A 13,272-nucleotide genomic window follows, 5' to 3' on the forward strand; every position below is an offset into this window, starting at 1 on the left:
TCAGACCAGAATCAGGTTATCGCGATGAACCAGTTCCGGTTCCGCCATATAACCCAGGAGACCGACAATCGCCTCAGACGACTGACCGATGATTTTTTGTGCCTCCAGCGCACTGTAGTTGGCCAGCCCACGGGCAATTTCACGACCGTCGGGCGCGACGCACACCACCATTTCGCCGCGACGGAAGCTGCCCTGGACCAACTTGACTCCAACCGGCAGCAGGCTCTTGTTGCCCTGGGACAACGCCGTCACCGCACCCGCATCCAGCACGAGGGTGCCACGGGTTTGCAGATGCCCGGCCAGCCATTGCTTGCGCGCCGCCAGCATGCCGCGCTCAGGCGAGAGCAAGGTGCCGATGCGCTCGCCCGCCTTGAGGCGATCCAGCACGCGCTCAAGACGACCACCGACGATGATCGTATGGGCACCGGACCGCGCCGCCAGGCGTGCCGCCCGCAACTTGGTCTGCATGCCGCCGCGCCCCAGCGCACCGCCGGTACCGCCCGCCACCGCGTCGAGCGCCGGATCATCGGCGCGCGCTTCGTAGATCAGCTGGGCATCAGGGTTGTTGCGCGGATCGGCGTCGAACATGCCATCGCGATCCGTCAGGATCACCAGCAGGTCAGCCTCGACCAGGTTGGCCACCAGCGCCGCCAGGGTATCGTTGTCGCCGAAACGGATTTCATCGGTGACCACGGTGTCGTTCTCGTTGATCACCGGGATGACTTTGAGCTCAACCAGCGCGCGCAAGGTACTGCGCGCGTTCAGGTAGCGCTTGCGGTCGGACAGGTCATCGTGGGTCAGGAGAATCTGCGCAGTGTGCCGGCCATGCTCGGCAAAGCTCGACTCCCAGGCCTGCACCAAGCCCATCTGGCCGATTGCTGCAGCGGCCTGGAGCTCGTGCATCGCACTGGGTCGAGAGGTCCAGCCCAGACGGCTCATGCCGGCCGCCACCGCCCCGGAGGACACCAGCACCAGCTCGACACCCGCCTCATGCAAGGCCACCATCTGTTCAACCCAGACACCCATTGCCGCGCGATCCAGGCCCTTGCCGTCCGCCGTCAGCAAAGCGCTGCCGATCTTCACGACCCAACGCTGCGCACCTGTCACCTTGCTCCGCATCATCTTCAACCTTAGCTTGAGGGCAGCGCGACCTGGCACTGCCCATGACGTTATTCGTGACCAACGATCGATTTACAGATACTAAAACGCCGCTCGATTGAGCGGCGCTTAAGTTTATCGCAACGAATCAGTCACGCACGTAAATGATTTCCGGACCGTCTTCGTCATCCACATCTTCTTCGTCCCAATCATCGTCACCGATGTCGTGGACCGACTTCACGCCGCTGCGACGCAGGGCACGCTTGTCATCCAGCGCCTGCAGCTGCGCGCGAGCCTCGTCTTCGATGCGCTGATCGAGATCCGCCAGCTCTTCCTTGTAGGCCGGGTCGTTGGCCAGGCGATCGGCACGATCTTCCATGTAACGCATGATGTCGTGGCACAGACGCTCGGTACCGAGCTTGGAGATGGCCGAGATCACATAGACCGGACCCGTCCACTCCAGGCGATCAACGATTTCCTTGACGCGAGCATCGTGCTCTTCTTCAAGGATCTGGTCGCACTTGTTCAGGACCAGCCAGCGATCACGCTCCGCCAGGGACGGACTGAACTTGATCAGCTCGTTGACGATCACTTCAGCGGCATCCGGCGCGCTGGCATCATCCAGCGGCGCCATGTCCACGAGGTGCAGCAGCAGACGCGTTCGCGCCAAGTGCTTGAGGAAGCGAATACCCAGGCCGGCACCCTCGGAAGCACCTTCGATCAAACCCGGAATATCGGCAATGACGAAGCTCTTCCAGCGATCGACGCTGACCACACCCAGGTTCGGCACCAGCGTGGTGAACGGGTAGTCGGCAACTTTCGGCTTGGCGGCCGAGACCGAACGGATAAAGGTACTTTTACCGGCGTTCGGCAAACCCAGCAAACCTACGTCCGCCAGTACTTTCATTTCCAGTTTCAGGTCGCGCTGCTCACCCGGCTTGCCCGGCGTGGTCTGGCGCGGCGCACGGTTGGTACTGGATTTGAAACGGGTGTTGCCCAGACCGTGCCAGCCGCCCTGCACTACCATCAGTTTCTGACCGGCCTTGGTCAGGTCGCCGATGACTTCCTGAGTCGCGGAGTCGATCACCGTGGTGCCGACCGGAACGCGCAGGATCAGGTCCTCACCCTTCTTGCCGGTGCAGTCGGTGCTGCCGCCGTTGGAGCCACGCTCGGCATCGAAGTGCCGGGTGTAACGGTAGTCCACCAGGGTGTTGAGGTTTTCGTCGGCCATCATGTAGATGGAACCGCCGTCACCGCCATCACCGCCGTTCGGGCCACCGTTCTCGATAAATTTTTCCCGACGGAAACTCATGGCGCCATTGCCGCCGTCACCAGCCTTTACGCGAATCGATACTTCATCAACAAACTTCATAACAAACGCCTCTCGCCATACGGACGAGCCGAAAAACAATCAAGACATAAGACTCTTGCAAAAATGAGCGCAGCGACCCCAAACCACGATACCCACATCGTACGCCAACAGCCCATACAAACAGCTTTGCAAGAGACTCACCCCACAAACGAAAAAGCCCCGTCGCGAGACAGGGCTTTTCCAGCGATCGCGCAATTAAGCCGCGACTACGCTCACGTAACGACGACCGAAGGCGCCTTTTACTTCGAACTTGATCACGCCTTCGACTTTAGCGAAGAGAGTGTGATCTTTACCCATGCCAACGCCGTAGCCAGCGTGGAATTGGGTGCCGCGCTGACGCACGATGATGTTGCCTGCTTTGATAGCCTGGCCGCCATACATCTTCACGCCAAGGCGTTTGGCTTCTGAGTCGCGACCGTTACGGGTACTACCACCAGCTTTTTTGTGTGCCATGAGTTCAATTCTCCTAGTGAGGAATTAGGCTGTAATTAAGCCTGAATACCGGTGATTTTGATCTCGGTGTACCACTGGCGGTGGCCCATACGCTTCATGTGGTGCTTACGGCGACGGAACTTGATGATGCGGACTTTATCGTGACGACCTTGGGAGATCACTTCAGCCACAACGGTAGCGCCAGCAACAACTGGAGCGCCGATATTCACGTCGTCACCGTTGGCAACCAACAGAACGCGATCAAAGGTAACGGATTCGCCGGTAGCGATTTCCAGTTTTTCGATCTTCAGGTATTCACCTGGGGCGACTTTGTACTGCTTGCCGCCAGTAACGATTACTGCATAAGACATGGTATTTCTCCGATAATCCTGCTCACCCAGCTCTTTATAAGAAGAGGTATTGGCTGGCATGGCTGCATGGGGCTGGAGGCCCGCTTGCAATTGCGTAAGGCAGGTGCTGCCCAGGAAGTTCAGGGTGCGCGATTGTACGCAAGGCACGAGCGCCTTGCAATAGGCCGTCCATCGCGCCTTGACACCTGCAGGCGTGGGTCCTAGCATGCCGCGCAACCCTTCTGGAGCAACTGTCGCTGATGCAACCCCAAGCTTTCTACCGCGCGGTGGCGGACGATTTTAGCGCCGTCGACGGCATCATCAAGAAGCAGCTGACTTCCCGAGTGCCGCTGGTATCGAAAATCGGCGATTACATTACCTCGGCTGGCGGTAAACGCCTGCGTCCATTATTGGTGCTGCTGTGTGGCAAGGCCCTCGGCCGCGAAGGCGACGACCTGCGCCTGCTGGCCGCCACCATCGAATTCCTGCACACCGCCACCCTGCTGCATGACGACGTGGTCGACATGTCCGGCATGCGCCGTGGCCGCTCGACCGCCAATGCCATGTGGGGCAATGCGCCGAGCGTGCTGGTGGGCGACTTCCTGTATTCGCGCTCCTTCGAAATGATGGTCGAGCTGGGCTCCATGCCAGTGATGAAGATCCTTTCGCAAGCCACGCGCATCATCGCCGAAGGCGAAGTGTTGCAGCTGTCGAAGGTGCGTGACGCCAGCACCACCGAAGAAACCTACATGGAAGTCATCCGCGGCAAGACCGCGATGCTCTTCGAAGCCTCGACCCACAGTGCGGCCGCCCTGGCCGGTGCGACGCCCGAACAGTGCGAAGCGCTGCGCACCTTTGGCGACCACCTGGGCGTGGCCTTCCAGCTGGTCGACGACCTGCTGGACTACAAAGGCGATGCCGAGACCCTGGGCAAGAACGTCGGTGACGACCTGGCCGAAGGCAAGCCGACCTTGCCGCTGATCTACACCATGCGCGAAGGTACCCCGGAGCAGGCTGCACTGGTGCGCAAGGCGATCCAGAAAGGCGGCATCGAAGACCTCGAAAACATCCGCGCAGCCGTGGAAGCCTCCGGCTCGCTGGAGTACACCGCGCAACTGGCCCGTGATTACGTGGCCCGTGCGATCAAATGCCTCGACGCGCTGCCAGCCAGTGAGTATCGCGATGCATTGGTCGAGTTGAGCGAGTTCGCAGTAGCCCGCACACACTGACCCCTGTAGGAGCCGGCTTGCTGGCGATCGCATCACCTCGGTGCCCCTGACACACCTGGTTGTATGCATCGCCAGCAAGCCGGCTCCTACAGTCCCACCTTCCCGCTCTAAAACCCTATATAATGTGCGCTTTTTAGCGATCCTGAATCCAAAGGAGCCTTAGTGAGCACGTTGCCACCCTGCCCGAAATGCAATTCCGAATACACCTACGAAGACGGCGCCCAGCTGATCTGCCCCGAGTGCGCCCACGAATGGTCCGCCAGCGGTGAAGCCGAAGCTGTGTCCGATGACGCCGTGAAAAAGGATTCGGTCGGCAATGTCCTGCAGGACGGCGACACCATCACCGTGATCAAGGACCTCAAGGTCAAGGGTACGTCGCTGGTGGTCAAGGTCGGCACCAAGGTCAAGAACATCCGCCTGTGCGATGGCGATCACGACATCGACTGCAAGATCGACGGCATCGGTCCGATGAAGCTCAAATCCGAGTTCGTCCGAAAAGTCTGATTCAGCTGTACGCCATCCCGCGCCTTGTCGTGGGGTGGTGCTTCGCCCTACCCGCCTCGCCCAATGAATCCTCGCAATAGCCAAACGCCAGCCGTTTTGACCTTACGCAATCTTTACCCTGAAAAAAGCCCAAAGCGCCAATAGGCCCTTGCTATTTATTGAATAAGAATTATTCTCATTGAACCCAATCAACGGAGATGAGAAGACATGACTTATTTGATCGATGCCTGGCTGGACCGCCCACACCCCTACCTCAGGATCCTGCATCGGGAAACCGGGGAAGTCTGTGCCGTGCTGGAAGAAGAAGCCTTGAGCGAACTGCAGGATCAGGGCGACCTGGACGTCAACGGCTTGAGTTCCAGCGAGCCGGTGGTGCTCAAGGAAGTGGTGCGCAACCTGTTCCTGTTCTGCTATGCCCGGGCGTTGCGCCCGACCAATGAACTGCATCACAAGATCGAAATATGAAAACCGCTAAACCTGTAGGAGCTGGCTTGCCAGCGATAGCGGTGTGTCAGGCAACGTGTTTGTTGACTGAACCAACGCCTTCGCGAGCAAGCCCGCTCCCACATTAACCCGAGGTCATATCGGGCCAGGTATTACAGAACGTCCAGCAGCTCGACGTCGAATACCAGTACGCTGTGCGGCGGAATGCTGCCAACGCCTTGAGCGCCGTAAGCCAGTTCGCTCGGCACGTACAGGCGCCATTTGCTGCCGGCATTCATCAGTTGCAGTGCTTCGGTCCAGCCAGCGATCACGCCGCCAACCGGGAATTCCGCAGGCTGGCCGCGCTCGTAGGAGCTGTCGAACACGGTGCCGTCGATCAGGGTGCCGTGGTAGTGGGTACGCACGGTGTCTTCACGGGATGGCTTGGCGCCTTCACCGGCTGTCAGCACTTCGAACTGCAGGCCGGAAGCCAGGGTGGTGATGCCATCACGCTTGGCATTTTCAGCCAGGAAGGCCAGGCCTTCGCCAGCGGCCGCTTCAGCCTTGGCTGCAGCTTCGGCCTGCATGATTTCGCGAATCACCTTGAAGCTCGCGGACATTTCTTCCTGGCCAACACGGCTTGGCTGACCGGCAAACGCGTCGGTCAGGCCTGCCAGGATCGCGTCCAGGCTAACGCCCGGCGGCGGGTTGTCGCGCAGCTGGTCGCCCAGCTGACGGCCAATGCCGTAGCTCACGCGGGTTTCGTCGGTGGACAGATTTACTTCGGACATGACACTGCTCCGCTCTGGGGCCTTCCGAAAAGGTACTAATTCCTACAGAACCTTCCGAAAAGCCCTACATAAAAGGGCGAGCAGACTAGCACAGTTGCCATGGCATTGATGAGAGGCGTCAGGCGATCGGTACCTTCAGGTTTTCCTCGATATCGGCGACCAACCCGCACATTTCGTCATGGACCACCGTGTGCACCAGGTTGAAGTGCAACTTGGGAAAGGAGCGCAGCACATCCCGGGCATGTTCCACAGAGCGCAGGCTCAGCATATGGCCGTGGGTATCGCTCAACGGATACGCCGCACCGTGCATCCGCGCCTCCAGCAGGTAGATACCCCCTTCCATCGAAATCAGGTTCAGCTCATCGACCTTCCCGGCGACGGCATAGGCATTCAGCTCTTGCAGGTTCATGAACGCACCTCACGCAGTGGCGAGTTAACACCTTTACAGGGATATGCCTCGGCGCCTCAAAGCACAAGCCGAAAACGACGCCGCCCGTCTGTTTTGCAACAGACGGGCGGCGCGTGAGGAACAGGACAGCCGTTGTTTAGTGCTTGGTCACTTTATCCAGGTAACCCATGGCAAATGCCGACACCACAAAGGTCATGTGGATGATGACATACCACTGCAAATGCTCGGGGTCGACGTTCTTGGCGTCCATGAAGATGCGCAGCAGGTGGATGGACGAGATCGCCACGATCGAGGCGGCCACCTTCATTTTCAGCGACGAGGAGTCCATGGTGCCCAACCAGTTGAGCTTTTCCTTGCTGTCGTCGATGTCCAGTTGAGAAACGAAGTTCTCATAACCGGAAATCATCACCATCACCAGCAAACCGCCTACCAGCGCCATGTCGATGAGCGACAGCAGCACCAGGATCAGGTCCGATTCGGCCATCGAAAAGACGTTGGGGATGACGTGGAAGACTTCCTGGAAGAATTTCAGCGCCAGTGCCAACAGCCCCAGGGACAGACCGAAATAGATCGGCGCCAACAGCCAGCGCGAGGCATACATTGCATTTTCGATAAAGCGTTCCATTGAATCTCACAGTAGGTCTGAAAATGGACGCGAGTATAACAGCCACCTGTCCATACCCAGAAGCCGCCAGAAACCATTGGGAAATCCGCAACCTGCGCGTGTGTGTCAATTTTTTCTGCTAGTGTCCAACCCATTGACAGCAAAATGACATCGGACAGGAAGACTGGAAATGGATGGGCGATTGCCTTTTACGAGTGCCGGAATTTGCCTGGCTCTGCTGCTCAGCGCCTGCTCGCCCAGCGACGAGAAGCGCCAGGTCAGCCTCGAGGAAAAAACGGCTCAGTTCGAAAAGTCCCTGGACGCCATCGAGGACCCGAAACTCAAGGATGAGATATCTGAGCTGGGTGGCTCGCTGTTGTTGCTCGAGCGCGCACAACTCAAGCTCGACAGCAAACCCGTGGAAACCGAATACGGCGAAGACGCCCTCGCCGTGCTCAAGCACTACCCGACGCCCCAGGCCCTGGTCGACACCTACATCAACGGCCTGTTCGTCCTGCACAAGGACTCCAGTTCCGACTACCTGACTGACCTGCAGCCAGTGTTCCCCTTCAACTTCAGCATCCCGGCGGCATTCCTGTTTCCCCATGGCCTGCAATGGCAGTCGGTCACCCTGAGCAACAAACGGGTCATCGCCTTCCAGCCGGAATGGTCGGAAACCGACCCCGGCATTCAACTGAGCCCATCGAGCTCCAACCTGACCAACCCTGACGACCTGACCGTGACCTATCCGTTCATTGAAGGCCTGGACGTCGATATCAAAAACCAGCCACAACCGGTGAGCCTGCAAGGCAAAGTGGAGGTCATTGCACCCCGCCGGCTCTACAGCTTCGACCTGACGAAAAAGGACGTCGGCCAGACCCGCACCAACGACAACCTGAACGTCACCCTGCTGAGCCTTACGGATAACCACGCCGAAATCGAGTTCAGCAACAGCGCGCCGCTCGCCCCCGAGATCGCTGAAACACCATTGAACCCGTTGATCGTCCAGGCCAGGGATACCACAGGGCAGTTTCTGTCGCGCTCAGGATCCATCAATGAAACTGCTGCGCAAATCGCCTTCTACCAGAAGCAACTGGCGAAGATGCAACAACAGAAGCTCTGGAGCGAGTCACTGGAAAACCAGCTCAATGAAGAACAGCGAGCCTTCGAGAAACAACAGAAACGCCACTACTCCAAGGTGTATTTCAATGGCCCCATCGAAACCCTTGAGGTCAGCCTGCTGGATTTCTCCAGCGTGACCGTGACCCGCAAGGACTTGAACCTGCCGGTACGCCGCTTCGATCCCCATACCACGGCGAAAACCGTCCAGCCGCTGAACTTGCCGGTGGTGGTCTATGACGACAACGCCGCGACCTGGCTCAAGGGCGCGACCTTGACAGAGGAACAGTTGAAAAAAGGCGTCAGGATCAATCAATCGGTCGAGGACCCCAGCGCTGCACGCGTGGAGTTCACTCACCTGCGCAGCTTCAATGATGAACTGCTCGGCACCTCGTTCAACCCTGGCGAAAGCCCGGTCAGTTTCTTCACCGAAGACAGCAGCGGCAACCGCGATGAGCCAATCGAATTGCCACCCGAGGCCTATGAGGTCGACCCCCTGCGCGGCACCATCACCTACGACCTGAACCTGTTCCCACAAACGCCGGCCTTTGTGGTCGGTTCCATCCCGCTGTTCCTGGCCACCGTCGACAAGCAGGCCTACGATGCCCGTCAATTGCCCAAGGGCCTTGAACTCAAGGGCAATGCACTGGTGGTGGATGCGAAAGTGTTTCCCGAACAGGACTGGCGGTTTTTTGCCAAGGATGACAGCGGTAATTACTTGAAGGAAATTCTTGCAGTCAGCCATGACGCGAGCACAGAAGGCCCTGCGTTATTCGCCGTGCATTACTTCTACGGGCAACCCACGCGCCTGGAAACCTATCAACGAACTGACCTCGCCACCGTGCAATACGGTTTCGAGGTCAAGCTCGACAAGGCTGACATGTCCAGCCAGCCCCAATAGCGCTGTCAGTGCTCGGGCCGGAACTCGAAGCCACCCACGTTACGACAACGGCCACCGTTGATTTCCCGCAACTGGGCTTGCAGATGCAGGCACCAGATCTGCGGGTCATCGGCCAGTTCATAGCCATGCAGGGTCAGGCTTTCAACAATGGTATCGAGGATGGACTCGGCTACAAAAGGGCCATGGAACGGGCCTTGGGCCTTGATGGCTGAAGGTTGTTCGCCAGCCATTCCGGCGGCGAAGAGCAAGGTCCACATGCCCGTATCGCCAGCCAGCGGCTTGATGGCGCATTCGATACGGGTCACAAGACCCAGGCATTGACGGGTGAGACAGAGGTTGCGCGACATGGCGGCGACCCTCGGTAGATCCGGTATTCAGCCTCCACGGGAAGGCTGTCTCGATCCAGTGATACTGTCGATATCCTTGAGCAGAGAATAGAGGAAAAGTCTGACTAGCACGTCAAGTAAGACCAGAAGGCGCCGAATGGTCATAGTGTGAATATTGGCGCCAGAGTGATGGCACTTTTTCAGGTTTCACCCGATTGAACTGTAGGAGCAAGCTTGCTCGCGATGGCGGAGTGACAGTCAACATCGTTGTTGTCTGAAAGATCGCTATCGCGAGCAAGCTTGCTCCTACAGGTGGATCGGGGAGTCTCAGGGTCAGGCCGGCTTGGCCTCCACCAGCGCCTCGACCGCCATTTCCTTTTCAGCCTCTTTCAGATCCTCCTCACTGATCATCTCCGCGATCACCCGCAAGCGCTCCACCACCCGTGCGTTGACGCTACCTTCAGGGAACTCGCCATTCTCATCGGGCTCGCCCGCCGGCTCGCCCACCAGCAGGCTCAGCGCCTCGTCAGCCTGGCGCACGGCATAGACATGGAATTGACCGGCGCGCACCGCCGCCAGCACTTTCTCATCGAGCATCAAGGTGGCGACGTTGGCGTGGGGTATGATCGCGCCTTGCTCGCCCGTCAGCCCGCGGGCTTCGCAGAGACGGAAGAAGCCTTCGATCTTCTCGTTGACGCCGCCCACGGCCTGCACTTCACCGAACTGGTTGATCGAGCCGGTAATCGCAAAGCACTGCTTGAGCGGGGTTTTCGACAAGGCCGAGATCAGGGTGCACGCCTCGCCCAGGGACGCACTGTCACCGTCGACGTAACCGTAGGACTGCTCCAGCGCGATGCTCGCGGAGATCGCCAGCGGAAACTCCTGGGCGTAACGGCTGCCCAGGTAACCGGTGAGGATCATCACCCCTTTGGAGTGAATCGGTTGACCGAGGTTGACCTCACGCTCGATGTCGACGATGCCGCTGCCACCCGGGTACACCGTGGCGGAAATCCGCGCCGGTACACCGAAGGCCGAGTCACCGACTTCCAGCACTGTCAGGCCGTTGCACTTGCCGACCGCCGCGCCCGCGGTGTCGATCAGGATGATCCCCGCCAGCATGTCATCTAGAATCCGCGCCGACACACGTCCCGTGCGGGTGGCCTTGGCCTTGAGCGCGCGCTCGATGTGCCCGGCGTCGGTCATCTCATCGCCGGCCAGGTGACGTATGAAGTCTGCCTCGCTGACCAGCTGGAACAGATCGCCGATGCGCGCCGACAAGCGTCCCTGATGCTCCGCCAGCCGAGCGCTGTAGGTTGCCAGGCGCGCCACCGCATCGGCGGTCAACGGCGCCATGCCTTCCTCGGAAGTTCGGGTCTTGAGCAACTGGGCGAACTGCTCCAGGCTCTCGTCGACCATCGGAATGTCTTCATCGAAATCCACCAGGACGCGAAACATTTCCTGGAAGTCCGGATCGAGGTCTTGCAGCGTGTAGTAGAGCTGGCGGGCGCCGATGATGACGACCTTGACCTGCAATGGAATGTGCTGCGGCGTCAGGGTGACGGTGGCGAAACGGCCCATCTCGCCCAGTGGCGATTCCATTTTCAGTTTGCGCGATTGCAGGGCGCGCTTCAGCGCATCCCACACGAACGGTTCGCTGAGCATCTTATCCGCTTCCAGGATCAGGAAGCCGCCATTGGCCCGGTGCAACGCACCCGGTCGCAGTTGCCGATAGGTGGTGTAGAGCGCGCCCTGGTCGGTGCTGTACTCGATGCGGCCGAACAGGTTTTCGTAGGTCGGATGCGGCTCGAACACCACGGGCGCGCCACCACTGGCCGAATGCCCGACCACCAGGCTCGGCGCGTATTGCTCCTCCAGCAGCTTGCGGGCGACCGCATCGGTCTTGCTGTCGTCGACCAGTTGCTCGACCACGGTCTTGAGCAGATACACCTGCATCGCTTGCAGGTAACCGCACACCGCGGCGTTCTCGGCGTATTTCTCCGACAACGGCGACAGCAATGGCTGCAGGGCCAGGGTAATGGTCTCTTCGTTGAGATGGCGCAGTTGATTGCTCGATTCGCGCTTCCATTGCGGCAGGCTGGCGAGCTCCTCGTTCAGGCGCTCTTCGAGATTGGAAATATCCTCATGGAAGCGTTCGCGCTCGGCTTCCGGCAATTGGGCGAACTCCGCCTCGTCCAGCGCCTTGCCCTCGAGCATCGGCGTGAAGGCGATGTTGCTGCTGTCGCGGTACAGCGCGACCTCTTTTTCCAGCGCCAGCCGCTCGATCACGTCCAGCGCCTTGTCGTAGCGCTGGTTGAAGGCGCGGTCGATGGCGCTTTTTTTCTGCTGGTAGGACGGGTGCTCGAACACCGCCGGAAAGGTCGCCAGCAGGTTGTCGATCAAGCCGTTGATATCACCGATGAAGGCACCGGCGGTGCCCGACGGCAACTCCAGGGCGCGCGGTTCGCGCGGTTCATCGAAATTATTGACGTAGACCCAGTCCGCCGGGGTCTGCAGGCGCTTGCCTTCGGCCTTCAGGTAGCGTTTGACGAACGAGAAGCGACCGGTGCCAGGCTCGCCCATGACGAATACGTTGTAACCGGGGCGTGGCATGGCCACACCGAACTGCAAGGCTTCGACCGCGCGTTCCTGGCCAAGCACACCGCGAAAGGGCTCCAGATCATTGGTGGTAGAGAAGCTGAACTGTTCAGCGGAAAACGGACGGGTCAGCGCTTCGGGCGCTAGACGCAAGCTGGCAGCAACAGGATCAGGCATCGGGCTTCCTTAACAATCAGGCGGGGCAGATAGCGGCATTCTGGCGCTGCCCATACCTCACTTGCAAGGCGCGCCTCATGGCAAAGCATAGACAAGCCACCAGCCCCAGGCGGGCCGGGGGCAAATCCGCGATTGCAGTGAAGTTTTAGCAAAAAATCACGGAACCCCGGGATCGTGCCTAAACTCCAAACTGCGCGGCTGGACTAATAACCGGCCCAACTGGTGTCAGGTAGGCGCCAGCACCCTTGTCCATTGGTATGCACACAAAGAGAAAAAAGCTATGAAACGGATTCTTCTCGGTACTCTCTTCACCGCTGTATCCATCAACGCCATGGCGCAGGCGCCAGGCGGTCCGGATTGCGGTTGGGGCAACATGCTGTTCGAAGGTCAGCGTGGCACCCCGGCTCACTTCCTGGCATCCACCACCAACGGCACTTCCGGCAACGCAACTTTCGGTATGACTTCTGGTACCAACGGTTGCTCGACCAACGCGTCGCTGACCTATGGCGGCAAATCCTGGTTTGCCATGAATGGCATGATGAACGAGCTGTCCGAAGACATGGCTAAAGGTCAGGGCGAAGCGCTGACCACCTACGCCGTGGTACTGGGCGTGGCGCCGGAAGACCGTGCGCACTTCGCCGCTGTCACTCACGAGCACTTCCAGCAGATCTTCAGCAAGGCTGACGTGACCGCGGAAGATGTGCATACCAACACCCTGGCCGTTCTGAAGAGCGATCCTCGTCTGGCCAAGTACGCCACTCAGGCATAAGCTCGACCCGCCCCGCTTCTTTCGGGAAGCGGGGTTTTATTTTTTGGACCTGCCCCTCTTTGGGTAATGTCATGCAACTGTAGGAGCTGGCTAGCCAGCGATGGCCTCATAGGCGCTGTGTTCATCCAGTCAACACGCGTCATCGTTAACGACCATCGCTGGCAAGCCAGCTC

The 13,272-nt window shown here is 59.3% G+C and carries 14 protein-coding genes; 5 read left to right on the forward strand and 9 right to left on the reverse strand.

Going from position 1 to position 13,272, the window contains the following annotated elements:
* The 4 genes from proB to rplU all read right to left on the reverse strand — a co-directional run bounded on the left by proB (position 1) and on the right by rplU (position 3,273).
* The gene (gene proB / locus SOP85_RS14990) at positions 1–1,119 is read right to left on the reverse strand and encodes a glutamate 5-kinase (protein ID WP_033047437.1); all 1,119 of its coding nucleotides are present in this window, start codon (positions 1,117–1,119) and stop codon (positions 1–3) included.
* Positions 1,120–1,246: 127 nt separating this feature from the next.
* Positions 1,247–2,470, reverse strand: coding sequence for an Obg family GTPase CgtA (gene cgtA / locus SOP85_RS14995; RefSeq protein ID WP_274074533.1), 1,224 nt, complete (start codon positions 2,468–2,470; stop codon positions 1,247–1,249).
* 195 nt (positions 2,471–2,665) lie between these two features.
* The gene (rpmA, locus tag SOP85_RS15000; protein ID WP_003281574.1) at positions 2,666–2,923 is read right to left on the reverse strand and encodes a 50S ribosomal protein L27; all 258 of its coding nucleotides are present in this window, start codon (positions 2,921–2,923) and stop codon (positions 2,666–2,668) included.
* Positions 2,924–2,958: 35 nt separating this feature from the next.
* Positions 2,959–3,273 carry a 50S ribosomal protein L21 gene (gene rplU / locus SOP85_RS15005; RefSeq protein ID WP_003176051.1) on the reverse strand — a complete coding sequence of 105 codons (315 nt, stop codon included), beginning with the start codon at positions 3,271–3,273 and terminating at the stop codon, positions 2,959–2,961.
* A gap of 239 nt (positions 3,274–3,512) precedes the next feature.
* Between rplU and SOP85_RS15010 the strand changes: the two genes are divergently transcribed.
* From SOP85_RS15010 to SOP85_RS15020, 3 genes are all read left to right on the forward strand, one after another.
* Complete coding sequence (locus SOP85_RS15010; protein WP_008058287.1) at positions 3,513–4,481, forward strand: polyprenyl synthetase family protein; 969 nt, start codon at positions 3,513–3,515, stop codon at positions 4,479–4,481.
* Between the two features lie 162 nt (positions 4,482–4,643).
* Positions 4,644–4,985 (forward strand): zinc ribbon domain-containing protein YjdM, encoded by a 342-nt coding sequence (locus tag SOP85_RS15015; RefSeq protein WP_020798653.1) that lies wholly within the window; start codon positions 4,644–4,646, stop codon positions 4,983–4,985.
* Positions 4,986–5,192: 207 nt separating this feature from the next.
* Complete coding sequence (locus SOP85_RS15020) at positions 5,193–5,450, forward strand: PA4570 family protein (RefSeq protein ID WP_180204545.1); 258 nt, start codon at positions 5,193–5,195, stop codon at positions 5,448–5,450.
* Positions 5,451–5,581: 131 nt separating this feature from the next.
* On the opposite strand, the gene SOP85_RS15025 is transcribed toward SOP85_RS15020, so the two are convergent.
* The 3 genes from SOP85_RS15025 to SOP85_RS15035 all read right to left on the reverse strand — a co-directional run bounded on the left by SOP85_RS15025 (position 5,582) and on the right by SOP85_RS15035 (position 7,233).
* Positions 5,582–6,199 (reverse strand): FKBP-type peptidyl-prolyl cis-trans isomerase, encoded by a 618-nt coding sequence (locus SOP85_RS15025; RefSeq protein ID WP_137804297.1) that lies wholly within the window; start codon positions 6,197–6,199, stop codon positions 5,582–5,584.
* A gap of 118 nt (positions 6,200–6,317) precedes the next feature.
* Complete coding sequence (locus SOP85_RS15030; protein WP_274074532.1) at positions 6,318–6,608, reverse strand: DUF6482 family protein; 291 nt, start codon at positions 6,606–6,608, stop codon at positions 6,318–6,320.
* A 136-nt stretch (positions 6,609–6,744) separates the two neighbouring features.
* On the reverse strand, positions 6,745–7,233 hold the full coding sequence (locus SOP85_RS15035) for a TIGR00645 family protein (protein WP_007970904.1): 489 nt from the start codon (positions 7,231–7,233) through the stop codon (positions 6,745–6,747).
* Between the two features lie 169 nt (positions 7,234–7,402).
* On the opposite strand from SOP85_RS15035, the gene SOP85_RS15040 reads away from it, so the two are divergent.
* The gene (locus tag SOP85_RS15040) at positions 7,403–9,232 is read left to right on the forward strand and encodes a hypothetical protein (RefSeq protein ID WP_323627370.1); all 1,830 of its coding nucleotides are present in this window, start codon (positions 7,403–7,405) and stop codon (positions 9,230–9,232) included.
* Positions 9,233–9,237: 5 nt separating this feature from the next.
* Here SOP85_RS15040 and SOP85_RS15045 read toward each other — a convergent pair whose 3' ends face one another.
* Together SOP85_RS15045 and SOP85_RS15050 are read right to left on the reverse strand one after the other, a co-directional pair.
* On the reverse strand, positions 9,238–9,579 hold the full coding sequence (locus tag SOP85_RS15045; RefSeq protein WP_046815727.1) for a PA4575 family protein: 342 nt from the start codon (positions 9,577–9,579) through the stop codon (positions 9,238–9,240).
* Positions 9,580–9,891: 312 nt separating this feature from the next.
* The gene (locus tag SOP85_RS15050) at positions 9,892–12,330 is read right to left on the reverse strand and encodes a Lon protease family protein (RefSeq protein ID WP_274074530.1); all 2,439 of its coding nucleotides are present in this window, start codon (positions 12,328–12,330) and stop codon (positions 9,892–9,894) included.
* A 280-nt stretch (positions 12,331–12,610) separates the two neighbouring features.
* Here SOP85_RS15050 and SOP85_RS15055 point away from each other — a divergent pair, with 280 nt between their 5' ends.
* Positions 12,611–13,099: a DUF3015 domain-containing protein gene (locus SOP85_RS15055; protein ID WP_020798660.1), complete on the forward strand. Its 489-nt coding sequence runs from the start codon at positions 12,611–12,613 to the stop codon at positions 13,097–13,099.
* Positions 13,100–13,272: the final 173 nt, after the last annotated feature.

This window comes from Pseudomonas sp. YuFO20, assembly GCF_035064975.1.
In the GTDB taxonomy this organism is placed as follows: domain Bacteria; phylum Pseudomonadota; class Gammaproteobacteria; order Pseudomonadales; family Pseudomonadaceae; genus Aquipseudomonas; species Aquipseudomonas putida_AE.